This window comes from Paenibacillus piscarius (assembly GCF_022234545.1).
In the GTDB taxonomy this organism is placed as follows: Bacteria; Bacillota; Bacilli; order Paenibacillales; family Paenibacillaceae; genus Paenibacillus_AQ; species Paenibacillus_AQ piscarius.
The window spans coordinates 85111-109958 of sequence record NZ_JAIEUI010000010.1 but is presented as its reverse complement, the minus strand read 5'-3'; the positions used below and the strand labels follow the sequence as shown (position 1 = coordinate 109958).

The window sequence follows — 24848 nt, the reverse complement described above, 5'->3', positions numbered from 1 at the left end:
AGCTCACTATTGCCCAGAAGCGGCAATACACAACCTCACTGAATAAAGGAGACAAGAGATTGATGAGAACTGTTGCCAAAGAACACCCGCTTATATTCTCACTGGTATGGGGGGTGGTCCTGACACTGGCGGTATCTGTAGCCTCTGCTATAGCTACCATCCAGGAATTCGGTGACATGGGGATACGCAATGCCCAGGCCTGTGCCTTCCTCGTGATGGCCGTTATTACAACGGTATATATGAAAAGAAAGGACCCGACGCTCTTAAGCTTCGGCTTCAGCAAGCTTCAGGCCGGACCGTCCAGAGCTGTGCTGTTCTACATCCCTTTGCTCATAATTGCAGCAGCCCAGCCGCTGATGAACGGTATCAATGTGGAGCTCGGTGCGCTTGAAGTAATCAGTATCGTCATTATGACCCTGATGGTGGGGTATGCCGAGGAAGTAATTTTTAGAGGCATCATCTGGAATTATCTGAGGTCCAAGGGACCGCTCTTCTATGTTGTGTTCTCTTCTCTATTGTTCGGTATCCTACATATGGCCAATGCACTTGGCGGGAATGATCTTATACATACGCTTCTCCAGGTTGCCAATGCCCTGCTGCTGGGCTGTGTGCTCGCGCTGCTGATGGTGGCCGGCCGAAATCTGATTCCGCTGATTGCGTTCCACTTTCTCTACGATGCACTTGCTATGGTCAGTAATGAGAATCTGGAGCATGAAGTGCTGATCGTATCCATCCTTAATATCCTGTATCTGATCTATGGGATTTACCTGGTGATGGCATTGAAACGGAAGGCGGGAAGCTAACGGGAGGAAATCGTTTATATCGTGAGTAATTTTTAGAGATAGGCGCTGTATCCGCTTCCATAGAGGATTATTAAGGATAATGCGGAAATAAGGACGTTTTTAAAAGTTTAAATTTAATGAAGTCCAGGGTATAATGTAGACATCACCACAGGAACCGCAGCAATTCTTCACAAGTGGAACCCAAGGTGATGTCTCATTCCTAAATTTAGCAATGAATGAAGGAAAGGAGAGAATCCCGATGTACTAGCGTTAGCGAAGCATGCCGGAATCGGCTGCTGGTAAGGAAGGTGAGTGACAGCATCTTCCGGCAGATCGTGGGTATGCGGGACCCCGGAGCAAATCTAGCAAATCTTGTGTAAGCTGAACCAAATGCTATTCATTAAGCAGGGGCACGAAAGTCCTCTTGCGGAAGAAAGAGCGTGATTCCGTTGAAAAAGGTTAGCGAAGCGTACAATTACGATTCTTCACAGCAGGGAGAACGTCCGTGAAAACGTTTTTCGTGAGATCGTGTACGCGGGAATCCACCCCATATGCTGGACATGGAGAGCAACACTCCGGACAGGAGAGAACGGGCAACACGGTACCATGAAGAATATGAATTGATTATGAGAACAACTACCATGTCAGGGATATGGCTTTTGTTACTTGGAGGAAATGATTGAATTGAATACAGGAATCAACACCTGAATCCCCGGGCCTTTAAGCAATAGGCAGCGGGGATTTTGGCGTGTATACATACTCAGCTCCTTCTCTCCTTAACAGGAACGAAAAGGGGCTTGTTCGGGTTTAGAAATGCGCTGAATTAGGCAACACTGAGGATTACAATAATTCAGCGACAGACAGCAGGGAGTCCTCATTCATGAAATTCCATGACCAAGACGTTAACCGGCATGAACCCCAGCCCCAGTGCCTATTTCTTGATTCCCGGCAAAATGTAGAGATGATCTGCAGAAGGCTGGGCGACAGCTCCGATATCAGTGTCCGTACCCTCCATCTGAACTGGAGCCATTCCGGGAAGACGATGGTTGTTCAGATTGTCTTCCTGGATGGCATGGTGAACAATCAGGTGCTGGAGGAGTCTATTATTCCTGCAATCCAGGCTGCTTCTCCTCCTGAAGAGGATTGCAGCCTGCCGGAGTATTTCTGCAATCAGGTGCTTAGCGCAGGACAGGTCAAGACGGCCGGGGAGCTGTCAGGCGCGGTAAAAGATATTCTCTCCGGCTGTGCGCTGCTGCTCCTTGACGGCTGCGACCAGGCGCTCTCCCTGGCCATACAAGGCTATGAGAAGAAGGGCATCGGTGAGACGAAGACAGAGACGGTCATCCGGGGGCCGCAGGAGGGCTTCACGGATGACCTTGGGACGAATATTACAATGATCCGCAGAAGAATTAAGGATGAACGTCTGCGGATTGTGACCCGGTCTGTGGGAAGCGTTACCCAGACGGATGTGTCTATCCTCTACCTGGAGGGAATGGCGGAACCTCAGGTTCTGAAGAAGATTGGGCTTATGTTCGACGAGATCGGACTGAAGACTGTGCTGGAAGGCGAATTCGTAGAGGAGTACCTTCAGCGCAATAAATATACCGTATTCCCTACGGTGCTTAATACGGAGAGACCAGACAGTATAGCAGCCGGGCTGTCGGAAGGAAGAGTTGCCATCATGGTGGACGGGACCCCATTCGTGATGGTTGTCCCTTCCTTGTTCATGGATTTCATCCAGTCCGCAGAGGATAGCTATCAGCCTTATCTTTTCTCCAGCCTGATCCGGGTTCTGCGGCTGGTCTCGGTAATAATCAGCATCTTCGCACCCGGGCTGTACATTGCAATCACTACCTTCCATCAGGATCTGCTGCCCACCCGGCTGCTGCTGAGCATCATGTTTCAGCGGGAGGGCGTGCCGTTTCCGGCGTTCGTTGAGGCTACGCTGATGGAGATTACCTTTGAGATTATCCGTGAAGCGGGTATCCGGATGCCCCGCAATATCGGCCAGGCGGTCTCCATTGTCGGAACGCTGATTGTGGGGCAAGCCGCGGTAGATGCCGGTATTGTCTCGGCAGGGATGGTCATCGTGGTCGCGATTACCGGGATTTCAAGCTTTGTCATTCCCGCCTATAATATGTCGATTCCGGTGCGGCTGATCCGTTTTCTGTTCATGGGAGCAGCTGCATCCTTCGGCATCTACGGCATCACCGTAGGCTTCGTTATTCTAATTGTACATTTATGCAGCCTGGACTCCGCAGGAGTTCCTTACATGAGACCCTATGCGCCATATCTGAAAAAAGAGCAGGCGGACGCGGTCTTCCGCAGTCCATATTGGTCAAGCTCGCGGAATAAGCGTAACCGCAGAGGAGCTTAACCATGAGAAGAACGGTATTGCTGACCGTTGTGCTGGTTCTGCTCATTACCCCATTGGCGGGCTGCTGGAGCCGCAAGGAGCTTAGCGATCTGGCTGTCGCCATCGGCCTTGGCATTGATAAGACCGGCAAGGGCTACCGCGTGACTGTGCAGATCGTGGCACCCAGCCTGGCAGCCGCCAGCAGCGGAGGGGGTTCGGGAGGGCCGCCGGCGCTTGTAGTTGCAACGGAGTCGGTCACGATTATGGAGGCCATGCGCAAGCTAACCACCATGCTGCCGCGCAAGATTTATTTATCTCACCTGAGCATGCTGCTGCTGGATGAGGCTACCGCGAAGGAAGGTATCCGCAAGCCGCTGGATTTCCTGTTCAGGGACCATGAAGTCCGGCCTGACTTCGATTTGGCCATCGTCCGCGAAGGTACCGCTCATGATGCCTTATCGATTATGACCCCGCTCGAACGGCTGCCGGCCAGAGATCTCTATGATTCCTTGAACGGGTCGCAGAAGAATTGGGCCCCCACCTCAGCGGTCCGCCTGCTGGATCTTATGAAATGGTTTGATCTGGAGGGCAAGGAGGCGGTCTTGACCGGACTCTTCATGGTGGGCAATCTGGAGAAGGGCAAGACCAAAGATAATGTGGATTCGATCAATAGCCCGCTGAAATTCGAGTATAGAGGCATCGGTGTGATGAAGAATGACGTCCTGCTCGGCTGGCTGGATGAGAACGATAGCAAGGCCTATAACTATGTAACCGGCAAAGTGAAATCTACTGTAGGCAAGGTGGATTGTCCGGACGGGAAGGGGAACTTCGTCATGGAGGTGCTGGATGCGAAATCCTCCATTCGTCCGGGTGTGCGTAATGGTGAACCATACGCCACAGTGAAGGTGAGAATTGAAGCGAATGTCGGCGAGGTGGGCTGTAATCTAGATTTGAACAACCGGGAGACACTGCAGCAGATGAAGCTGCAGGCCATCAAGCGGACGAAGGAGCTGATTGCTAACGGAATCAAGGATGTACAGGAGCAATTCGGTGTAGATATCTTCGGCTTTGGCACATTTTTTCACCAGCGGCACCCCCGGTATTGGAGTCAATGGAAAGATCGGTGGAATGAGAAATTCAGCAGGATGGATGTGGACGTAGTTGTGGAATACATTATCAAGGGCAGAGGAAGAATTGTGAATCCGCCGCTTAAGGAAACGGATACATGAATGTTTTTCTGATCTCTGTCAATGTGCTGCTGTGGATGTGGCAATTCGGCCGGTATCGCAGGAAACGGGGAAGCCTCCGGGAGAAAATACTGGTGCATATGCTATACGCGCTTGCGCTGGCCCTTATGATCATACTGGCCAAGGACGGATTCACTCCGGATCTGCTGCGGCCCTTCATTCATACGCTTCAGCAATTGAAGCCATGAGGAGCAAGGGGTAGAAGGGGGCAGACTGTACAGAGGAGGTGGTGGGCAGATGAGCTCGCGCCAGTTAACAATGCTGCTGACGCTGCATTATTGGGGCAGTGCCCTGCTGGGGCTGCCTTCGATGCTGATCGGACTATCGGGCAAAGATGCCTGGATTCCAATTCTGCTGGGTATGTTGATTCAACTGCTGGTCATCCGGTTATTTGTGGCGCTCTTCACTCAGATGAAGGGGAGCTCGCTGGGGCAATTTCTGGTGCAGACGCTGGGCAAGGCAGCCGGTAAAATCATGCTGGCCCTATACTTGTTCTTCGTGCCCTTCCTGATCTTCGTCCTAACCCTGCGCAGCCTGGGGGATTTCACCAGCAATGACCTGTTCATTGAGACTCCGCCCTCAGCTATTTATATCGTGATGCTGGTCGGCTTGGTCTATTGTCTGTACAAGGGGATTATAGCGGTCGGCAGATCTGCCGAAATTACCTTCCCCGCTGCGCTGTTCCTGCTGTTTCTGCTCTTGCTGTCCCTGGTGCACAGTACAGAATGGACCAGCTTCCTGCCTGTGCTTGAACACGGGGGACAGCCAGTATTTCAAGGCATTATGATGTTCGTCGGATACCCTAACAGTGAGGTGGCCTTAAGTCTGTTCCTGATCCCGCTGCTTCAGGATCAATCCGCCTACCGCAGAGCACTGCGCCACAGCACCTGGATCACGAGTGTCGCCTTGCTTCTGCTGACCGTGTTCATTATTGCGGTGCTCGGCGACAAGCTTCCGGTAAATATCCCCTATGTCAGCCAGTTTGCCGCCAAGACCGTGACCATCGGCGGATTCTACGAGCGGATTGAAACAGTCGTGACGGTGCTGTGGTTCATCGTAATCTTTTACCGGCTTATTCTGACCTTCTACATCTCCGCCAGCGGCTGTGCGGAATTATTCGGAGTGAAGCAATATAAGGGTCTGCTGATTCCTCTGGCGCTGGCCAGTGTTCCCTTAGCCCTTAATGTCTGGGACAATCCATCGGTGGTTGGCGAGCTGAATGAGGTCTGGTATCTGAATGTGTTCTTCTTCAACCTCTTGTGTCCGCTGCTATGGTATGTGATTCATAGGTTCAGATTCAGGAAGAGCTAGCACCAAGCAAGGGTAAGAGGTATTCGCGGAAAACATCCGGCGGCGGGTTGTTCCTCCCGCGCTTATTGTCCTGGGTCAGCACCACCACGAGTTGAAGCGGCGGCAGGACATAGACAAATTGCCCGGCGTATCCGCGCGCATAATAGTAGTCTATGTTCTCGGACTCCCCGCTCTCTGGGCGGCAGATCAACGATCCGGTCCACCAGTGCCAGGCGTAGCCCCCGTGGCGGGGCGGCTCCGTCTCCATTGCCGGCTGTACCGACTGTGTAACCCATGAACCGGACAGAAGCTGCACTCCCCGCCAAATCCCCTCCTGCAGATAGAGCTGCCCGAAATTCAGCAGATCTGCCGGACGCAGCTTGAGTCCGTAGCCTCCGGTATGAATCCCCTGTGGATCAGTCTCCCACTCATACTCCCGGATGCCGAGCGGTCCAAAGAGGAACTCCTCGGCGAAGTCGGCTGTACTGCGGCCCGAAGCCTGAACCAGAATCGCCGACAGCAGCTGTGAGATGCCGGAGTTATATTCCATGCGGACGCCCGGCTCTTCTCCGAGCGGCTGTTCCAAGACATAGTTCACCCAGTGTGGCGAGCGGGTCATCTTGGGGAAGGAGTTGGCGCCGCCGAACTCATTCCAGCGGAAGCCGGCCGACATGTTCAGCAGCTGTTCAAGCGTAATCTGTTGTTTGCGTGTATCTGCATCACGCTTAAGCTGCGGGAAGAATTCGCCGAGCGGAACCGACAGGCCGGGGAGCAGGCCCTGGTCCATGGCGATGCCGATCAGCGCGGAGAGAATGCTTTTGGTGCAGGAGTTGATCTTGGCAACCTCCGCCGGAATATGTTGATCTCTGTAATATTCAAATATCAGCTCACCCCGCTGCTGAATCAGACAGCTCCGCACATTCAGTGTGGCAAGGGCGGACGGTAATGTGGACAGGCTCATAGTAGGTTTCCTTTCCGGTTTCTGTGCCGTTGTTTGGCGGCTTGGCTTCATCATTTCCTGTATTATCTCAGCCTGCTGCCGGGCTGTCCAATTTGCTTATACACATTCATTACCAGCCGGGGATCGTATTAATCAGTTATTATAAGCGTTAGCGGTATATAATTCACGGCAACGGGGGGAAGCGATGTATCAGGATCAGGAATTAATTATCCGGCCTATAGCAGAAACAGATATACGCAGATTGTGGGAGCTCGTATATAAAGAAGAAGCGCCTGAATGGAAGAAATGGGATGCGCCTTACTTTGAGCACAAACGGATCTCATGGGAAGAGTATTTAAGCAGGCAGAATGAAATAATCGGATGTGCAAATAACTGGGTGATAGAAGTAGAAGGTACTGTTATAGGTGACGTCAGTTACTATTGGGAGCATCAACCGTCACTCTGGCTGGAGATGGGCATCATCATCTATGATCCTGCTTACTGGGGCAAGGGTTATGGCTCAAGAGCCCTTAAGCTGTGGATAAGTCATTTATTCACCACAATTCCATTAGTGCGTGTCGGCTACACCACCTGGTCTGGTAACGAACGAATGATTAGAACAGGAACAAGTTTAGGTATGACAATGGAGGCCAGGTTAAGGAAGTGCCGATATTATGAAGGAATCTACTATGATTCCATCCGGATGGGGCTGTTAAGAGAGGAATGGGAAAAAGAAATGTAGCTGTAAAAAGAGATCTAAATCAGCAATGGTGAAAACAGACACAAATTTGTGAAAATTATCACGTTGTATTCATTAAATTTTAATATATAATAAAGTTAATTATAAGAAACAGGGGGAGTTAAAATGAAATTATTCAAAGTTTTAGCAGTTGCAGGGGTAACAGCAGCATTGTTGGCAGGTTGCGGATCAGATAAGGATGCAGCGAAAAATGCGGCAGCAACGGCGGCTCCGGCCACTGAGCAGGCAGATGCAACGACATCCGCTTCAATCGTAAATCAGGCAGATGCCTTCACTGCCGCAGTCAGCGATAAAGGAACTTGGATTGTGGCTGTACTGAACGATCTGACCGTTGACAAGGATGTTGTTGTAGCCGGCGAATTCCACGACAAAAACGATGCCTCTAAGCCAATCTACCGCAAGCTTGCGCTGTACGCACAGGATGCAGACCATAAGGTAACCGCTTCTTACACCCTTACCGCACCGAAAGTAACTGTACAGAGTGAGAACTTCCGCGTGCAGGGCGGTACGATCAAAGGCGATGTTTATGTAGAAGCTAACGGCTTCAACCTCTACAAGGATGCAACCATTGACGGCAACCTGTACTTCTCCAGCGAAGATGTGAAGGCAACAGCAGTCCTGGAAGGTAAAGTAACCGGAGCTACTGAAGTGAAATAATTATAGATGTTTATACAAAGCCGGCAGACGAAGGCCCTTAGGGACCGGGTCTGCTGGTTTTTTTGCGGTTAGAGTGGAATTTTGAAATCCGGCCGTAAATATTTTATAGTTATATGGAAGGGACTGTAAGCGCAATCACTGGGGATAGGGGATGCTTAGACTTATGACAACTACTCGAAGATGGGGGCTCGCCGCCGGGGTGATTCTGGCTTCTGTAGCGGTGCTCTATCTATTATTATATATGTATGAAAGACCCGGCGGCTGGTCCGACCGGAGCATGTCGAAATCGCTTGGACTGGGGCAGACACTGGAGATACCGCTTGGCGGCAGCCCGGAGGAGGCCGTGCGGCTGTTCCGCAAATCGGATTCCATGACAGTCATGCATCAGGAGGCTGTCGGCAGAGGTAAGCTTATATTCCTTACTAGGTCTGGCAGCCAGACGGGGGGCGATCTTCAGGTCGAATATGTCCGCAAAACCTGGCTCGGCTGGAAATGGGTCTGGGGAGCAGGCTATGGGACGGACACGGAATCTGATGCTGCTGCCATGAATTATATGAGGCTGCCGGAGATTGAGCAGGTCTCTACGCCCTTTCCGCTGGTGTTCGGAGAAGTACTGAGCCCGTCCATCCGGCATATTACCCTTAGGCAGAAAGAGGCAGGTACGGATAAGTCGGAAGCAAAGCTGGTTACAGCGTCGTCCGGCCGGACGATCTGGTTTGCTTTTCAGGCGGCAACGGCAGGGGTCCCGTTTGAGATACAGGGAACGGATGAGGACGGTGGAGTCATAGCATCCAAGATGATAACAGAAGTCCGGGGCAGCGGGACTATGGAATCAAGCAGGTTCTAAGCTTACATAATAAGGGCTGTCCAAGTCAGCAATTTGACCAGGCCAGCCTTTATTTGTCTTTTAATTAGAGCAGGTTCAATATTCCCATGACGATTACAAAAGATCCAAGCCATAAGGCAACAGCACCGGAGAAGCGCATGTGGCTGATATAGGCATCGCTCGGATCTGAATCGCCCTGCACCTTCCAGCCTACATTCATCCGCCAGCCAAAGGTGGGGTTTCTGCGTACATACAGTCCGAATGCATTAATGGCAATACCGATGATCAATATAATGATTGCGCCAAAAGTATCCATGATGACCAACTCCTCTGTATAATTAAGTCTCAGATATACTATTAATACGTTCATTATAATATAGATGGTTCCACTACATGGGTAATCCGCTTGCCTTGATGCTGGACTGGAGAAGCTTTATACAGGTTTTGCAGAACTGCCGGGGCATTGTACAATGCAGGAGACGGAAGCGATTCTTAACATGACCACTAATTAACGCATTACTGCTTAAGGAGAGTCTGACTTGTTCAAAATTATGCTGATCGAAGACGATATTACGCTGTTCGGGGAGATCCGGGAGCGTCTGGCCCAATGGTCGTATGAGGTGTACGGGGTTACGGATTTCGGTAAGGTCCTGCAGGAATTCACCGAGGTGAAGCCGGATCTGGTGGTGATTGATATCCAGCTGCCGCGCTTCGACGGGTTCCACTGGTGCCGGATTCTGCGCAATCATTCTAACGTACCCATCATCTTCCTCTCATCCCGGGACCATCCCAGTGATATGGTGATGTCCATGCAGCTCGGAGCGGATGATTTCATTCAGAAGCCGTTCCATTTCGAGGTGCTGATTGCCAAGATTCAGGCCACGCTCCGCCGGGTCTATAACTACAGTACAGAACGTACTGAGCTGAAGACCTGGCGCGGGACGGCCATCGAATTCGTGAAGAATACCGTGACGGGCAGCGGGGGAGCCGTTCTGCTGACGAAGAATGAGATGCTGATTCTCAAAATCCTGCTGGAGCACAAGAACAGCATTGTGGACCGCGGGGAGATCATCAAGAGTCTGTGGGACAACGAGCATTTCGTCAGCGATAATACGCTGACGGTGAATGTGAACCGGCTGCGCAAGAAGCTGGAGCCGCTCGGACTGGATACGTTCATCGAGACCAAGGTCGGGCAGGGGTATATGGCGACAGAAGAGGCTGCAGAATGATCTGGAAATACATTGTGGAGAAGCGCAGCTGGCTGCTGCTGCTGGCCTCTCTCCAGCTCATTACGATCGTCGTAGCTTATCTGGACTCGGCCATTTCGCTGCTGCCGATCCTGTATATTGTGCTGCTGAATACGCTGATCTGCCTGGTCTTCTTCTTCCTGCGCTACCTCCGGGAGACCCGGTTCTACCGGAGTCTTGCGGCCTGGGACCAGACCTATGAGCTGCAGGCAGTGCTTACGCCCCGCAGTCCGCTGGAACAGCTGGTCCATGAAGCGGTGAGCGCCCAGACCGACCGCTACAAGCGTGAGTCCTCCATGAATGTCCAGCTGCTGGAGTCGGAGAAGGACGAGCTGCTGGCCTGGATCCATGAGGTCAAGACCCCGCTGACCGCCATGCAGCTCATGATCGAGCGCCTGCCTGACGAGACGCTGCAGAGACAGCTGATGTACGAGTGGCTGCGGATTCACCATTTGCTGGACCAGCAGCTCCACCATAAGCGGATTCCCTTCATCCAAAACGATTTGTTCATCACGGAGGTGAACCTTGCGCCTATTCTGAGTCAGGAGATCCGTGCACTGAAATCCTGGTGCTTCTCCAAGGGCATCGGCTTCGATGTAGAGCTTGAGGCCGGGGCGGTGCTGACGGACGGCAAATGGCTGGCCTTCATGCTCCGGCAGCTTCTGACCAATGCCGTGAAGTATAGTGAAGCCTCCGATATTCTGATCCGCAGCCGGGAGCAGGACGGTCATGTCATCCTTACCATCGAAGACAGCGGCCAAGGCATTGACCCCCGGGACCTGCCCCGGATTTACGACAGAGGGTTCACTTCATCGCGCATGCGGCAGGAGGGGGCTGCCACCGGCATGGGACTGTATCTGACCCGCCAGGTGGCAGAGCCGCTGCAGATCAGGATTGATGCGGCTTCGGTCCCCGGGGAGGGGAGTGTGTTTTCGCTGACTTTTCCGAGGGAGAACGACTTTCAGCGCTTATCCGGCATGTGACAATAGTGTCACATGCTTCTTCATATTGTTCGGCGATACGCAGGAAATCGGGGCTTCACCCGCTTATGATAGAGATACAGAAAAGGAGTGGGGAACAGATGGTTATATTGCAGGCCAACAAAATCTATAAAACCTATGGCAACAAGTTCAATAAGCAGGAAGTGCTGAAGGGCATCGATCTCCAGGTGAATAAAGGTGAATTCGTCGGCATTATGGGTCCGTCCGGGTCCGGTAAAACGACGCTCCTGAACGTATTGTCCTCCATTGACCGGGTTAGCAAGGGTACAATCGAAATTGAAGGCAAGGAATTCACGGGGATGAAGGAGAAGCAGCTCGCCGAGTTCCGCAAGCATCATCTCGGGTTTATTTTTCAGGACTATAATCTGCTCGACACACTGACGGTCAAAGAGAATATCATGCTGCCGCTGTCCATTACAGGCATCTCCAAGAAGGAGGCCCATCAGCGGTTCGACCAGGTAGCCGGTGAGCTGGGCATCCATGAGCTGAAGGACAAGTATCCGGCGGAAATCTCCGGCGGCCAGAAGCAGCGGACGTCTGCGGCGCGGGCGTTCGTGCATCAGCCGAGCATTATTTTTGCCGATGAGCCTACAGGGGCCCTGGATTCCAAGTCTGCCTCCGACCTGCTGAACAAGCTGGCCGCCATGAACAGCAAGCGGGAAGCGACCATCGTTATGGTGACGCACGATGCCGTGGCCGCAAGCTATTGCAGCCGGGTGGTGTTCATCCGGGACGGGCAAATCTACACCCAACTGAACAAGGGCGAGGAGTCGCGGCAGTCCTTCTTGGGTGATATTATCAGCACTCAGGGCGTGCTTGGCGGTGTAGCGCAATGAGTCTGAATTATATTATCCTGCGGAATCTCAAAAAGAACATCAGGAACTATTATCTGTATGTCTTCGCACTTATTTTCAGTGTGGCGCTGTACTTCTCCTTCGTTACGCTCCAGTATGACCCGGCAATGGATGAGGTCAGCGGTTCCGTTAAGGGCGGTGCGGCCATCGGGGCATCCTCGGTGCTGCTGGTGGCAATTGTCGCCATCTTCCTGCTGTACGCGAACACGATCTTCATCAAGCGCCGCAGCAAGGAGATCGGGCTGTTCCAGCTAATCGGGCTGACCAAGAGCAGAATCTTCGCGCTGCTGAGCGCCGAGAATCTGATTCTGTACTTCGGCTCGATGTTCGCCGGAATCGGTGCAGGGTTCGTGATGTCACGGCTGATCCTGATGGTGTTGTTCAGAATTCTGGAGGTCGATCAGCTCGCTGCGCTGCGTTTCTCCCCTGAGGCACTTATGCAGACGGTGCTGGTGTTCGTTGGAGTATACATCCTGATTATGATCATGAACTACACCTTCATCCGGGCCCAGAGCATTCTCTCACTGTTCAAGGTTACAGCTACTTCGCAGACGCGTATCCAGCGAATGTCGCTGTGGGAGGTGGTGATCGGTCTGCTCGGAATCGGCAGCATCTGCGGAGGCTACTATATTTCCGGGAAGCTGTTCAACGGCACCTTCTATGGAATGAGCGCATTGATGTTTGCGATGATCGCGATACTCGCTCTGGTGATTATCGGGACGTATCTTTTTTACAAAGGCTCAGTCAGCTTCCTATTCAATCTGATCCGCCGCAGCAAAAAAGGGTACCTGTCCATCCAGGAGGTATTATCGCTGTCGTCGATTATGTTCCGGATGAAAACAAATGCGCTGTTGCTGACCGTCATCACCACCGTATCTGCATTGGCGATTGGTCTGCTCTCGCTGAGCTATATCTCCTATTATTCAGTGGAGTCCTCCGCGCGGGAGAGCTCGCCGCATGATTACGGCTTTCTGCAGAAGGCAGATGAGACTCCATTCCGGAAGGCGCTGGATCAGGCCGGCATCGGGTATACCGCCTTGGAGATTCCAACGGTGCAGATGGAGATCGATCTTAAGCAGGTCTTGGACACCAAAAATACCCCGGGAGATGAAACCAGCCTCTTAGCAACCGTTATCAGCGACAGCAGTCTGAAGGACGTGGATGTGCAGCCGGGTGAGGCCCAAATTATGGGATATACGGCTACGAAGCAAACGATGCTGAAGCTCAAAGATAAAGGGGAGCTGGACTTTCACACCAAGGATGGAGTTGTGAAGCAGCAGCTGGCAGGTTTGTCGAAGGAGAGCGTGCTGCCGTTTTATTTTGGCGGAGGGATCCTGGGCGTGTTCGTAGTGGATGATTCGGTCTACCAGGAGCTGGTCCAGCATAAAGATCCGAAGGAGCAGGAACGGGTGAGCGGCGATGGGATCTATTACGGGCTTAATTTGACCCAGTCTTCACAGGTGAAGCAGGCGTATGAGATTTATTCGCTGCAAAAGCCAGAGCTGCAAAGCTTCTCGCAATATGAATATGAGTTCAACCAGCGGACCAGTATGGGTCTGATCATGTTCATTGTCGGCTTCCTGGGCTTAACCTTCTTGATTACCTCGGGCTGTATTCTCTACTTCAAGCAGATGGATGAGAGTGAAGAGGAACGGGGCGGGTACACGATCCTGCGCAAGCTGGGCTTCACCCAGGGTGATCTTCTGCGCGGCATCCGGTTCAAGCAGCTGTTCAATTTCGGCATCCCGCTGATCGTCGGGCTGTGCCACAGTTATTATGCGGTGAAATCCGGCTGGTTCCTCTTCGGAACAGAGATGCTGACCCCGATGTTCGCAGTAATGGGGCTGTACACCGTGCTCTATTCGATCTTCGGCCTCCTGTCGGTCCTGTATTACAAGCGGGTGATCGGGGAATCACTGTAAATAGATGAGGTAAAGTGGATGGCCTTCGGGCTGTCCTTTTCTATTTTGATGTATGGCTCTTGCCTTACGCAAAACAGGCAGCGATAATGGTATTATATAGAGCGGTCTGTTATCGCCGAGGCAACGGGTCTTTCCGAAGAAGAGATTCAGAAGCTAAAGCCGCTGCAGTAGAAGCAGCAGAGAGATCAGATTATAGACAGAAGAGGTGGGGGCGTGCCAGTTACAGTTGGTGAGATTAAGTCGATTAACCGTTATCCGGTTAAATCCTTCGCGGGGGAGGCACTGGAGTCCTGTAAGGTTGTATCTTATGGAGTGGAGGGGGACCGGTATTGTTCCTTTTATGATATGACCAAGAAAGACTGGTCGCAGTACATCACTGCCCGGAAGGTTCCACGGATGATGTCCTACCAGGCTGAATATAACGGGGGGGCGATTCGGGTTACGGCGGAGGACGGCCGGGTGTTCGGCTGGAACCAGGAGCTGCTGGCGGAAATTCAAAGCCTGACGAAGACGGAAATTACGATGTCTGCATTCAAGGCACCACACCCGGAGGCGCAGTATCCGCAGCTACTCTCTGTTGACGGAGCCAGTATTCTGCTTGTAACGGACAAGAGCCTGAAGAAGCTGGAGGCGATGTGGGGCAAGCCTGTAGACCAGCGCCGCTTCCGGGGCAATTTCCTAGTGGAAGTAAGTGAGGACTCGCTCGGAGAGGAAGAGTGGCTCGGCCGCCGTCTGTCGATAGGGAGTACAGTGCTGCAAGTGGATAGCTATTGTGAGCGCTGTGTGATGATTACGACCGACCCGGATACGCTGGAGCGGGACAGCTCGCTGCTGAAGACGGTCTATAAGGAGCTTAAGCAGCAGTTCGGCGTCTACGCTTCCGTTATCACTCCGGGAGAAGTCCGGCTGGGCGATCAGGTGGTTATGCTGGAGGGCTAAGCAGATAGAAGTCCATTGATCCTGCCCAGGCGGCTGGAATTACATACTGTGTCAAGACGGGGTGATTGGTATGCTGGAACTATCCATGGAACATGCGGATGAGCTGGTGAAGGTGACACATGCGTTATCTACGGAGCTTAGGCTGAGAATGCTGGCGCTGCTCAACAGCCGGAGAATGAATGTGGCGGAGCTGGCGGAGGCGCTGGAGATCCCGGTATCGACAGCGGCCTCCAATGTGAAGGTGCTGGAGCAGGCAGGACTAATCGTGACCGAACTGCTGCCTGCTTCACGCGGCGCAATGAAGGTCTGCAGCCGGATCTATGATGATATCAAGATCATCATCAATGTCCCGCAGCCCCTGGCCCAGGCAGGCCAGGGCGAGCAATGCTACGAGATCGCTATGCCGATCGGCAATTTCACAGCCTGCGAGGTAGCGCCGACCTGCGGCATGGTTAGTGAGACCGGCCCGATTATTACGGAGGACTCGCCGGCGGGCTTCTTTCACCCGGATCGGGTACAGGCCCAGCTACTCTGGCTGCGCAAGGGCTACCTGGAATACCGGTACCCGCTGGAGATTCCGGCGGGGGCAGAAGTCCGAGAGATCCAGTTCTCGATGGAGATCTGTTCGGAAGCTCCCAATTACGCCAATGACTGGCCGTCGGATATTACGCTCTGGATCAACGGAGTGGAGGTGGGCACCTGGACCTCACCGGGTGACTTCGGCGGACGGCGCGGGAAGCTGAATCCGGCCTGGTGGATCGATTCCGGCACCCAGTTCGGCATGCTGAAGACCTGGAGCGTGGACTCTACCCGCAGCACCATCGACCATCAGGAGCTATCCGCTGTGACGCTGGAGGAGCTGAACCTCACCCGGAAGAACCATGTGGATCTGCGGCTGGGCGTCAAGGAGGATGCCAGACACAAGGGCGGCATGAACCTGTTCGGCAAGAAATTCGGCGATTATGAGCAGGATCTGGTGATGAAGATTTATTTTAGCGTGAAGCAATAAAAGAACATAGATAGAGCTTATTAAGAAGAACCTGCTGCTTATGGCGACGGTTCTTTTTTGCATTGACATTTGAGCAGTTTCTGCAATAATTAATACATATTTATTGTATTAAAACAAAATTATTGTTTATAAGGAGTGTGCATAGTTAATGACTACCCGGCACTATATCAAGGATTACCCGCGGCCGCAGTTCGTCCGTGATGCCTGGCAGAGCCTGAACGGGGAATGGGATTTCCGCTATGATGATGACAACATGGGGGAGAAGAACCGGTGGTACGAGGCGCTGCAAGGCGATCTGAAAATTCAGGTTCCGTTCACGTATGAGACAGAGGCCAGCGGGATCGGTGAGACTGCATTCCATCCTTATGTCTGGTATGAGCGTGAACTGCAGCTTCCTGACAGCTTGGGCAACAAGCGGTTGCTGCTCAATTTCCAAGCAGTAGACTATGTGGCGAAGGTATGGGTCAACGGCAGCTACGCAGGGGGACACCAAGGCGGGTACGCGGCTTTTACTCTGGATATTACCGATTATCTGAACACGGGTACCGGAGCGGTCAACCGGCTGACGGTCAAGGCAGAGGACAGCCAGAGCTGCACACAGCCGCGGGGCAAGCAGCGCTGGGTGAACGAGAACTTCGAGTGCTTCTACGTGCAGACGACGGGAATCTGGCAGAGTGTGTGGCTGGAGTGTGTATCCCCTTCGTATCTCAAGTCTGTCAAAATCACCCCGGATCTCGATAACCGCTCGGTCCACTTTGAATACAACACCCATGGGGCGAACCCGGATCTCCGGCTGGAGACGCGGATCAGCACCGGGGAGAAGACCTTCAAGCAGGTCTCGCTGCAGGCGGACCGCCATTCGCTCCAGCTTGACGTTGAACTGACGCATGAAGCGAATGGCCCGTGGAAGCTCCAGTCCTGGTCCCCCGCATCCCCGGTGCTGTATGAGGTGGAGTTCATTCTGTACGATAAGGAACAGGTGATTGACCGGGTCTTCTCTTATTTCGGACTCCGCAAAATCTCCATCGAACAGGGCAAGGTCCTGCTCAACAATACGCCGGTGTACCAAAGGCTGATTCTGGACCAGGGTTATTGGCCGGACAGCCATCTGACCCCGCCTTCGGAGGAGGCGCTGATTGCCGATATCGACGCGATTCTGGCGATGGGCTACAACGGAGTCCGTAAGCATATGAAGATTGAGGATGCCCGCTTCCTGTACTGGTGTGATGTGAAGGGATTGCTGGTCTGGTCGGAGATGGCAGCGACCTTCGAGTTCAATGATGAGGCGATAGAGCAGTTTACGAACGAATGGACAGAGATTGTCCGGCAGCAATATAATCATCCCTCGGTGATTACCTGGGTGCCTTTTAACGAATCCTGGGGGATTCCGCAGGTCTACACGAACAAGCGGCAGCAGCAATTCACAGAGGCGATCTATCATCTGACGAAGGCGATGGACCCGAACCGTCCAGTAATTGTGAATGACGGCTGGGAGCACACCATCAGCGACATTATTACTCTGCATGATTATGAAGAGAGCGGTGCAGCCCTGCTTGAGCGTTATGCCGACTCCGGCAGTGTGCTTGGCGGCAGTTCATCGTTCAACAATTGGAAATACGCAATGGCCCAAGGGTATGAATACCGGGGACAGCCGGTCATGGTCAGCGAATTCGGCGGCATTGCCTTCGACACCGGCACGGGCTGGGGGTACGGGGAGCAGGTGGGCAGCACAGAGGCATTCATCGAGCGGTTCCGCAGCATCACGCAGGCGATCAAGGATACCCCTTATATCTGCGGCTATTGCTACACCCAGATTACCGATGTCCAGCAGGAAGTGAACGGGCTGCTTATGGAGGATCGCACACCGAAGCTTCCGCTGGAAGAGATTCGTAAGATCAACCTGCAGCCGGGACGGTCATCGTAACATTGTAACCCAAATAGCGGTAATTTATCGGTTCTATGACCAGGGGAAGCCGTTTAGAATCTTTGGTGAAAGCACTTACATTACAAGTGCGGTCAACAGACTACATCACTTAAGATTAAGAGGAGGGCTACTGTGTTCAAAAAATGGTTCGTCTCGCTGTCCGCTTCCCTGAGTCTGCTGCTGATCTTTGCCGCCATCCCGGTGTATGCCGCGAATGGCCCGGTGGTCTGGGGGACCACCTCCACCATCACGAACATTAACACCTTCACCGATGCGGGTCCCGATGCCCGGGGCTTAAGACCCGGAACCTTCGGCTCCGAATATGCCCGGATGATCAAGCTGGCGAACGGGGACTGGCTGGCGGTGGCCGCTATCTACGACAACAACGGCTATACCAAGGTGTCCTGGGGCGGCACCCGGCTGCAGGTGTTCCGCAGCACCGACAACTGCCGCACCTGGTCCCTGATGTCCACCCTGTGGGAGGATGGGCGCGACCTGGACAACGGGCAGCTTTTGCAGCTCCCGAACGGCGACCTGCTGCTGGCGATGCGCTCTGTCCGCTGGCAGGAATCGTACAAGCTCAGAGTGTATAAGAGCGTGAACGGAGGCGCGAACTGGAGTTATCTCAGCACCATCGACGAGAATAACGGCGCTCCCGGCGCGCTGGGGAATCCCGACAAAGGCGTGTACGAGCCGCATATGCAGCTCCTGAATGACGGTTCAGTCGGTGTGATGTACGCAAGCGAGAAGCATGTGACGGAGAATCCGTCCTACAGCCAGATTATCTCCCAGAAGATCTCCACCAACGGGGGAGCGAGCTGGGGCAATGAGATTTACGTAGCCTGGGATCCGTCTAATTCTGGTGCACGCCCGGGGATGCCGGTCTGGACCAAGATGGCGAACGGGCAGTATATTGTAGCTTTTGAGGTGTGCGGGACACAGAGCTGCAGAATTTTCACCAAAAAAAGTGCGGACGGCAAAACCTGGACCAGCGGCATCGGCACTCAGGTACAGTCTAACCAGCAGGGCGGGCCTTATATCCTGTCGCTGGCGGACGGACGGCTGCTGCTCAGCTCCAATTCCAATGTGCTCTCCCTGAGCAACGATTACGGAAACACTTGGGTGGACAATGATATTCCAGCCTTCGGCAATTCATGGTGGACCGCAATGTATCAGACGGGCGCGAATGAGATCGCCTTCGTGGATTCGGTAGACCGGAGTGTCGGCGGGCATAATGTCCAGGTGCGGTTCGGAACACTTAGCGGCGCGTACAGCAATGATTTCTCGGCGAATGACAACGGGTGGGCCCGTTATGGCGGGTCGTGGGCTGTGAACGGCGGCACCTATAACCTGAATTCTGTGAATGCTGACAAATCGCTGCTCACCCCGTATCCTTCCAAAATGAATTATACGCTGGAGGGAGACATCCGGCTAAATAATGCTGGCCAGGGCAGTCTCCTCTTCAATGTGACTGGTCCGGGAACCGGGGCTGATACGCAAAAGGGTTACGCAGCAGGGATTGACTCTGCCGGTGAGGTGTGGCTTGGACGGTTCAATAATAACTGGACCTCTCTCCAGACCGTAAATACCCCTATTGCCGTGAACACCTGGTACCACATGAAGGTTGTGGTTAATAACGGCAACATCAAGGTCTATGTCGGAGATATGACGGTGCCCAAGATTGATAAGAATGATGCCGTCTTTACTTCAGGCACAGTTGGGGTGCGCGGCGGCTTCGGCAACAGCGTCAGCTTTGACAATTTCACAGTGAATTAAGCGCTATTTCACGGGGGCCTCTTTAAGGGGTCCCTTTTGATGTTCAAAGGCCCTGATTCATCATCTGTCGATTCTCCACCCTGCGTAAGATCGTCTACCTGTCAGCGCTTCCGGCCGGATTAACTTCTGTCGTTTGTTCACCAAGGAGCGGCGGTTTGTCGGTTCATGCCTGGCGGTGTTCACTGTAGAGTTAGAGATAAGAAAGCCCTTACATCAAGTCGTTACGGCTTTCATTGCACAAACTTTACGGAGAAGAGGGTTGTACAGATGAGGATGAAACAAAGCTTAACAGGTGTGGTAACGGCCGGGCTGACACTGGCGCTGGTCCTGCAGGGATGCTCTTCCGGAAATACAGAGAACGGAGGGGCCAAGGCATCGGACGGGCCGGCAGCAACGGAGAGCGCAAGTGGCAGTCCGGTGGAGATCTCCTTCTGGAATATGTTCGGCGGCGGGGAAGGGGAGTTCGTGGACCAGATTATCAAGGGGTTCAACGACTCGCAGCAGGAGGTCAAGGTGAAGCAGCTGCGCCTGGAATCCAATGAGTATTATGCAAAGCTTGGCACGGCGCTGTCTTCCTCCAAAGGCCCGGATGTCGCAGTCGCCCACGTGGAGCGGATCTCGCCGTTCGTGAAGGCCCAGCAGATTGTGCCGGTGGATGAGCTGGCCTCCAAGGTTGGATTCGACCTGACGCAGATCTCGGACTCCAATATCAAAAGCGTATCCTATGACGGCAAGCCTTACGCAGTTCCGCTGGATACCCACTTCCACATGTTTTATTACAACAAGAGCATTCTGGAGAAAGCTAACCTGCTGAACGAGGACGGTACGCCCAAGCTGGACGATATGAGCCCGGCAGGCTTCGAGAAGACGCTCTCCGAGATTCAGGCCAAGGTGCCGGATGTCCAGGCGATGGCGGTGAACACCCCGTATTTCCAGGAGCCGTTCCTCAATCTGTATTATGAAGCGGGCGGTGATCTGCTGAACCCGGAGATGACCAAGGCGAGCATCAACAACCCGCAGGCGCTGGAAGTGCTGAACTTCTATATGGATGTCTTCAATAAAAAATATGCCGATCTCAATGACAAGACGCCGTGGGATACGTTCCATAACGGCAAAGCCGCCTTCTGGTTCGGCGGTGTCTGGGAAGCGGGGCTGCTGCTGGGAGATGAATCGCTGAACATCGGCGCTATGCCGCTGCCTCCGATCTTCGGAAGCCAGACGCACTGGGGCAGCTCCCATACGCTGGTTATCCCGTCTTACGTGACGCCAGAGAAGCAGGAAGCTGCAGCCAAGTTCATGAAGTATTTCTCCGAAGTTGGCGGGGAGATCTGGGGCCAGGCGGGCCATGTGCCGGCGAACAGCAAGATCACTGAGAGCGATGCCTACAAGAGCCTGCCTTACCGCAGCGAATTCATCGAGGCGCAGAAGACCGTGAAGTTCGCGCCGCCGACCGATAAATATACGACGATTATCACCACCGTGTCCGAAGGGCTGCAGAACATTATTTTCGGCAGCGAGACGCCGGAGGATGGCCTGGCCAAGCTGGAGAAACAGATTAACGAGGTGTTGGAGAACTAGAATTGCCGGCCGGAGCGGAGAGCATATTCCCGTATGAGGAGGAGATCCCGCTCCGGCCTGTATATGATTTCAACTGAAGGAGAGAGACAATAATGGAGCGGAGCTTGAGTGAGAACAAGGCGGCTGCGACCCTTCGCAGATCAGAGCCTATACACCTGCTGACTGAACTGAAGGCTATTCTGTACCTGATCCCGTTCCTGATCCCGTTCACGGTGTTCTATCTGTGGCCGGTGATCCGCGGAGCCTGGATGAGCCTGCATGTGTGGGGCATTCAAGGGATGCAGAAATATGTGGCTCTGGCGAATTATACGAAAATTCTGACGAATTCAGATTTCTATGCCTATCTGTGGAACTCATTCTATTTCGTACTGCTCTGCGCACCTACGGTAATTATTCTAGGGCTGCTGCTGGCACTGATCATCAATCAGCGAATCTGGCTGCGGACCGTGATCCGCTCGGTATTCTTCCTGCCGTATGTCCTGTCCGTCTCGGTAGTCAGCTTCATCTGGCTGCGGCTGCTGGATGCGAAGAACGGTCCGGTGAATGCAGCCTTACATATGCTTGGCATCAACGCGGACATTAACTGGCTTACGGATCACCGGTTCGTGTGGTGGGCGATTACGCTGGCGACGGACTGGTGGAGTGTCGGGTTCGTCATGGTCCTGTTCCTGGCCGGTCTGCAGGAGATTCCCACAGACCATTATGAAGCGGCAAAGATTGACGGTGCGAACGCATGGCAGCGGTTCTGGAGCATTACCCTGCCGGGATTATCGAGTGTGATGAAGATCCAGATCTTTTATCAGATTATCAACTGTCTCAAGCTGTTCGGCCAGGTGCAGATTATGACCGGCGGCGGGCCGGGCGATTCTACGAATACGATGATCCGCTATATCTATGTCACCGGGTTCAAGAAGGACATGTTCGGCATGGCCGCAGCGCAATCCATGATCTTCTGTATCATCATGCTGCTGATCGCCGTGATACAATTCAAAGTCACAGACCGCAAAGACGGATAGGGGAGGAGAAGGTTCATGAAAAAGCTTGCATTGAATGCTGTCGCCATACTGCTGGCGCTGCTGTTTATTTTTCCGCTGATCTGGATGTTTCTCACCTCCTTGAAGCCTGATGGCGTGAACGTCTATACGCTGGCGGATTGGGTGGACTGGTCCGATCTCAATACCGATAACTATATCAAAGTCATTAGAGACTCGCAGATCCTGCTCTGGACCTGGAACAGTCTGGTGATCGGCGTGCTCACAACCATAATCTCCATTCTGATCAGCTCGCTGGCGGCGTTCTCGTTCTCCAAGCTGCCGTTCCGCACGCGGGGCATTTTCTATGTGCTGATGGTCTCGGGCCTGCTGATTCCGACGGAAGCGATTCTGATCCCTCTCTATGAGACGGCGCTGCATCTGGAGCTGATTGATACCCTGTGGGCCATCGTGCTGCCCGGGTTAACCAACCCGATTGGCATCCTGCTGCTGAAGCAGTTCATGGACGGCGTGCCGAAGGATTATATTGAAGCCGCACAGATTGACGGCAGCCGCAGCCTGCGGCTCTGGTGGAGCATCTGCCTGCCGCTGACGCGTTCGGCGATGGTGTCGGTGGGAATCTTCTTTTTCATCCTCTCGTGGAACAATTTCCTGTGGCCTTACCTGGCGATTACCTCGGAGGAGAATATGATTCTGTCGGCAGGGCTGCCTACCTTTTTGTCGAATAATAATATGTCGCTCAATCTGATCATGACGGCCAGTGCGCTGGCGGCGATTCCGACGATCGTTGTGTTCATCCTGCTCCAGCGCCATATTGTTCAGGGGGTAGCGATGTCCGGCGTCAAGGGCTGATTCTTAAGACAGACAGGAAAGGACTACTGATGCGAATCTCTCGTGAGCAATCTGCGGGGCCCCTGCGGCTGCGCCTGAGATCCCGGATAAGTCAAATGAAGAGCAGTATGCGCTATAAGTGGATGCTGCTCCTCATTCTGTTCTCCTTGACACCGCTGGTGGTCATGGGGATTATTTCATTTTCTATCTCGAAATCAACACTTAACCACAAGGCTACTGAATATTCCGAGCATCTGCTGTACCAGACTGCCGATAATCTGGATACGCGCCTGGGCGTATATAAGGATATGATGATGCAGGTGCTGAACAACAACGAGATCGTGGGCATGCTGCGGAATCTGGACCGGTCCGGTCCGGGCAGCTATGATGTGGACAGTCTGTCGCTGACGACGAAGCTGTCCACGATTGTGGCGATTAACCAGGACGTGCAGTCCATCTCTTTCGTCTCAGAGCGGCATTATATCAAGGGCATCTACCGCTGGAGCACGCGCACGCCTGCCGAGGTGGAGCCGTTCCTTAAGACGCTTGAGGGCGGCAGCAGCTTCCGCTGGTATCCGACACGTTACGGGACTTATGTCGATAGCCTGAATTCGCAGAGCACCCATGTGTTCTCCGTCGCCAAGCAGCTCTACAAAATATCCGACGACAGCCCCCTGAAGATTGTAGCGGTGCTGGACATCCGGGAGGATGTGATTAAAGAGCTGGTCTCGAAGGCGGTCAGCAACAACCGTGATTTGCAGAGCTTCGTCATTGACGGCGGGGGGCGGATCGTCTCCTACCCGGACAGCGGGCTGATCGGCCGCAGCGTGAGTGAGGTGCTGGGGCAGGCCGGGTATGAGCAGCTCCTGCATACGGGCACGGAGGAGACGCGGTTTCCCCTGGCGTATAAGGGCGACAGCCTGATCGTCAACGCCAAGAAGCTGCACACCAATGACTGGATCGTGGTCAATGTGATCTCCAAAGCTGCGCTGTATCAGGATTCCAACCGGCTGCTGCAGATTTTTATGTTCGTCGGGCTGCTCTGCATTGTGTTCTCGGTCATTGCCGCGCTGGTGCTGGCGAATTCGATTACGAACCCGATTCTGAAAATGATCCGGCTGATGCGCCAGGTCATGTCCGGTGAGCTCAGCGTGCGCTACAAAGCCAAAAGCCGGCATGATGAGATTGATATTCTCGGCGACAACTTCAACGCCATGGTCGTGCAGCTTGACGGACTGCTGAAAGCGGTCTATCTGGAGCAGGACCAGAAGCGGATGGCTGAGCTGAAGGCCTTGCAGGCACAGATTAACCCGCATTTTCTGTACAATACGCTCGATATTATTAAATGGACGGCACTCATTCAGAAGGCCAACAATGCGGCAGAGATGGTCAGTCTGCTGTCGCGTCTGCTGCGGATCAGCCTGGGCCGGGGGGAAGAGACGGTTACGGTGGAGGAAGAGATCGAGCATGTGCAGTGTTATCTGGGGATTCAGAAGTTCCGTTTCAACTTTAATATTGATACGGTTATTGAGATGGACGAAGACGTCCGCCGCCTGCGCACACCGAAGCTGATCCTGCAGCCGATTGTGGAGAACGCGATCATCCATGCCTTTGGGGAGATGGAGTCCGGCGGTACGATCCGCATTACATGTACCAAGGCGCCGGGCAATCTGCTGTGGTTCGAGGTCACGGACAACGGCAAGGGCATGGACCCGGCGCTGGCCGGCAGTCTGCTGAACGGGGAAGCGCGGGAGGAAGAGAAGCCGGGCGGCATCGGGCTGGCGAATGTGGACGAGCGGATCAAGTTGATCTGCGGCAAAATGTACGGGCTGGACCTGCGCAGTGAACCGGGAATAGGGACGTCGATCCGGATCAAGCTGCCGCTCATCACAGACGATACAAGGGGGAACCGCTGAT

General features: G+C 53.5%; 22 protein-coding genes. 20 read left to right on the top strand and 2 right to left on the bottom strand.

Annotated elements, in window-relative coordinates; all coding sequences use genetic code 11:
• Positions 1-62 precede the first annotated feature (62 nt).
• From K1558_RS17285 to K1558_RS17265, 5 genes are all read left to right on the top strand, one after another.
• Complete coding sequence (locus K1558_RS17285) at positions 63-803, top strand: CPBP family intramembrane glutamic endopeptidase (RefSeq protein WP_238652996.1); 741 nt, start codon at positions 63-65, stop codon at positions 801-803.
• Between the two features lie 859 nt (positions 804-1662).
• Entirely contained in the window at positions 1663-3159 is a 1497-nt protein-coding gene (locus K1558_RS17280) for a spore germination protein (RefSeq protein ID WP_238652892.1), read from the top strand.
• Positions 3160-3161: 2 nt separating this feature from the next.
• Entirely contained in the window at positions 3162-4367 is a 1206-nt protein-coding gene (locus tag K1558_RS17275) for a Ger(x)C family spore germination protein (protein ID WP_238652891.1), read from the top strand.
• Positions 4364-4573 carry a hypothetical protein gene (locus K1558_RS17270; protein ID WP_238652890.1) on the top strand — a complete coding sequence of 70 codons (210 nt, stop codon included), beginning with the start codon at positions 4364-4366 and terminating at the stop codon, positions 4571-4573. Before K1558_RS17275 ends, K1558_RS17270 begins: the two co-directional genes overlap by 4 nt.
• A 49-nt stretch (positions 4574-4622) precedes the next feature.
• Complete coding sequence (locus K1558_RS17265) at positions 4623-5696, top strand: GerAB/ArcD/ProY family transporter (RefSeq protein WP_238652889.1); 1074 nt, start codon at positions 4623-4625, stop codon at positions 5694-5696.
• On the opposite strand, the gene K1558_RS17260 is transcribed toward K1558_RS17265, so the two are convergent.
• On the bottom strand, positions 5683-6636 hold the full coding sequence (locus tag K1558_RS17260) for a serine hydrolase domain-containing protein (RefSeq protein WP_238652888.1): 954 nt from the start codon (positions 6634-6636) through the stop codon (positions 5683-5685). The genes K1558_RS17265 and K1558_RS17260 overlap by 14 nt on opposite strands.
• A 184-nt stretch (positions 6637-6820) precedes the next feature.
• Between K1558_RS17260 and K1558_RS17255 the strand changes: the two genes are divergently transcribed.
• The 3 genes from K1558_RS17255 to K1558_RS17245 all read left to right on the top strand — a co-directional run bounded on the left by K1558_RS17255 (position 6821) and on the right by K1558_RS17245 (position 8879).
• Positions 6821-7357, top strand: a complete 537-nt coding sequence (locus K1558_RS17255) for a GNAT family N-acetyltransferase (RefSeq protein ID WP_238652887.1) — start codon at positions 6821-6823, stop codon at positions 7355-7357.
• A 123-nt stretch (positions 7358-7480) separates the two neighbouring features.
• A complete protein-coding gene (locus K1558_RS17250) occupies positions 7481-8032 on the top strand; it encodes a hypothetical protein (protein ID WP_238652886.1) in 552 nt (183 codons plus the stop codon).
• 163 nt (positions 8033-8195) lie between these two features.
• Positions 8196-8879: a hypothetical protein gene (locus tag K1558_RS17245; RefSeq protein ID WP_238652885.1), complete on the top strand. Its 684-nt coding sequence runs from the start codon at positions 8196-8198 to the stop codon at positions 8877-8879.
• 64 nt (positions 8880-8943) lie between these two features.
• On the opposite strand, the gene K1558_RS17240 is transcribed toward K1558_RS17245, so the two are convergent.
• On the bottom strand, positions 8944-9174 hold the full coding sequence (locus K1558_RS17240; RefSeq protein WP_238652884.1) for a DUF6199 family natural product biosynthesis protein: 231 nt from the start codon (positions 9172-9174) through the stop codon (positions 8944-8946).
• 223 nt (positions 9175-9397) lie between these two features.
• On the opposite strand from K1558_RS17240, the gene K1558_RS17235 reads away from it, so the two are divergent.
• The 12 genes from K1558_RS17235 to K1558_RS17180 all read left to right on the top strand — a co-directional run bounded on the left by K1558_RS17235 (position 9398) and on the right by K1558_RS17180 (position 24847).
• Entirely contained in the window at positions 9398-10087 is a 690-nt protein-coding gene (locus K1558_RS17235) for a response regulator transcription factor (RefSeq protein WP_238652883.1), read from the top strand.
• Positions 10084-11088 carry a sensor histidine kinase gene (locus K1558_RS17230; RefSeq protein WP_238652882.1) on the top strand — a complete coding sequence of 335 codons (1005 nt, stop codon included), beginning with the start codon at positions 10084-10086 and terminating at the stop codon, positions 11086-11088. The genes K1558_RS17235 and K1558_RS17230 overlap by 4 nt, the downstream gene beginning before the upstream one ends.
• A gap of 98 nt (positions 11089-11186) precedes the next feature.
• Positions 11187-11942: an ABC transporter ATP-binding protein gene (locus K1558_RS17225; protein WP_238652881.1), complete on the top strand. Its 756-nt coding sequence runs from the start codon at positions 11187-11189 to the stop codon at positions 11940-11942.
• The gene (locus tag K1558_RS17220) at positions 11939-13882 is read left to right on the top strand and encodes an ABC transporter permease (protein ID WP_238652880.1); all 1944 of its coding nucleotides are present in this window, start codon (positions 11939-11941) and stop codon (positions 13880-13882) included. The genes K1558_RS17225 and K1558_RS17220 overlap by 4 nt, the downstream gene beginning before the upstream one ends.
• A 213-nt stretch (positions 13883-14095) precedes the next feature.
• Positions 14096-14821 (top strand): MOSC domain-containing protein, encoded by a 726-nt coding sequence (locus K1558_RS33075; RefSeq protein WP_238652879.1) that lies wholly within the window; start codon positions 14096-14098, stop codon positions 14819-14821.
• A gap of 70 nt (positions 14822-14891) precedes the next feature.
• On the top strand, positions 14892-15830 hold the full coding sequence (locus tag K1558_RS17210) for an ArsR/SmtB family transcription factor (protein WP_238652878.1): 939 nt from the start codon (positions 14892-14894) through the stop codon (positions 15828-15830).
• A 148-nt stretch (positions 15831-15978) separates the two neighbouring features.
• A complete protein-coding gene (locus tag K1558_RS17205) occupies positions 15979-17754 on the top strand; it encodes a glycoside hydrolase family 2 protein (RefSeq protein ID WP_238652877.1) in 1776 nt (591 codons plus the stop codon).
• 132 nt (positions 17755-17886) lie between these two features.
• Complete coding sequence (locus K1558_RS17200) at positions 17887-19530, top strand: 3-keto-alpha-glucoside-1,2-lyase-like domain-containing protein (RefSeq protein ID WP_238652876.1); 1644 nt, start codon at positions 17887-17889, stop codon at positions 19528-19530.
• Positions 19531-19797: 267 nt separating this feature from the next.
• A complete protein-coding gene (locus K1558_RS17195) occupies positions 19798-21108 on the top strand; it encodes an ABC transporter substrate-binding protein (protein WP_238652875.1) in 1311 nt (436 codons plus the stop codon).
• 92 nt (positions 21109-21200) lie between these two features.
• Entirely contained in the window at positions 21201-22124 is a 924-nt protein-coding gene (locus K1558_RS17190) for a carbohydrate ABC transporter permease (RefSeq protein WP_238652874.1), read from the top strand.
• 15 nt (positions 22125-22139) lie between these two features.
• On the top strand, positions 22140-22952 hold the full coding sequence (locus K1558_RS17185) for a carbohydrate ABC transporter permease (RefSeq protein WP_238652873.1): 813 nt from the start codon (positions 22140-22142) through the stop codon (positions 22950-22952).
• A 95-nt stretch (positions 22953-23047) separates the two neighbouring features.
• A complete protein-coding gene (locus K1558_RS17180; protein ID WP_238652872.1) occupies positions 23048-24847 on the top strand; it encodes a sensor histidine kinase in 1800 nt (599 codons plus the stop codon).
• The last annotated feature ends 1 nt before the right edge of the window (position 24848 follow it).

Coding starts and splice junctions, on each gene's coding strand:
- K1558_RS17260 (WP_238652888.1), bottom strand. CDS start 6,636: ATGAGCCTGTCCACATTACCGTCCGCCCTTGCCACACTGAATGTGCGG.
- K1558_RS17270 (WP_238652890.1), top strand. CDS start 4,364: ATGAATGTTTTTCTGATCTCTGTCAATGTGCTGCTGTGGATGTGGCAA.
- K1558_RS17285 (WP_238652996.1), top strand. CDS start 63: ATGAGAACTGTTGCCAAAGAACACCCGCTTATATTCTCACTGGTATGG.
- K1558_RS17220 (WP_238652880.1), top strand. CDS start 11,939: ATGAGTCTGAATTATATTATCCTGCGGAATCTCAAAAAGAACATCAGG.
- K1558_RS17185 (WP_238652873.1), top strand. CDS start 22,140: ATGAAAAAGCTTGCATTGAATGCTGTCGCCATACTGCTGGCGCTGCTG.
- K1558_RS17230 (WP_238652882.1), top strand. CDS start 10,084: ATGATCTGGAAATACATTGTGGAGAAGCGCAGCTGGCTGCTGCTGCTG.
- K1558_RS17280 (WP_238652892.1), top strand. CDS start 1,663: ATGAAATTCCATGACCAAGACGTTAACCGGCATGAACCCCAGCCCCAG.
- K1558_RS17180 (WP_238652872.1), top strand. CDS start 23,048: ATGAAGAGCAGTATGCGCTATAAGTGGATGCTGCTCCTCATTCTGTTC.
- K1558_RS17195 (WP_238652875.1), top strand. CDS start 19,798: ATGAGGATGAAACAAAGCTTAACAGGTGTGGTAACGGCCGGGCTGACA.
- K1558_RS17210 (WP_238652878.1), top strand. CDS start 14,892: ATGCTGGAACTATCCATGGAACATGCGGATGAGCTGGTGAAGGTGACA.
- K1558_RS17265 (WP_238652889.1), top strand. CDS start 4,623: ATGAGCTCGCGCCAGTTAACAATGCTGCTGACGCTGCATTATTGGGGC.
- K1558_RS17255 (WP_238652887.1), top strand. CDS start 6,821: ATGTATCAGGATCAGGAATTAATTATCCGGCCTATAGCAGAAACAGAT.
- K1558_RS17275 (WP_238652891.1), top strand. CDS start 3,162: ATGAGAAGAACGGTATTGCTGACCGTTGTGCTGGTTCTGCTCATTACC.
- K1558_RS17225 (WP_238652881.1), top strand. CDS start 11,187: ATGGTTATATTGCAGGCCAACAAAATCTATAAAACCTATGGCAACAAG.
- K1558_RS17245 (WP_238652885.1), top strand. CDS start 8,196: ATGACAACTACTCGAAGATGGGGGCTCGCCGCCGGGGTGATTCTGGCT.
- K1558_RS17205 (WP_238652877.1), top strand. CDS start 15,979: ATGACTACCCGGCACTATATCAAGGATTACCCGCGGCCGCAGTTCGTC.
- K1558_RS17250 (WP_238652886.1), top strand. CDS start 7,481: ATGAAATTATTCAAAGTTTTAGCAGTTGCAGGGGTAACAGCAGCATTG.
- K1558_RS17240 (WP_238652884.1), bottom strand. CDS start 9,174: ATGGATACTTTTGGCGCAATCATTATATTGATCATCGGTATTGCCATT.
- K1558_RS17190 (WP_238652874.1), top strand. CDS start 21,201: ATGGAGCGGAGCTTGAGTGAGAACAAGGCGGCTGCGACCCTTCGCAGA.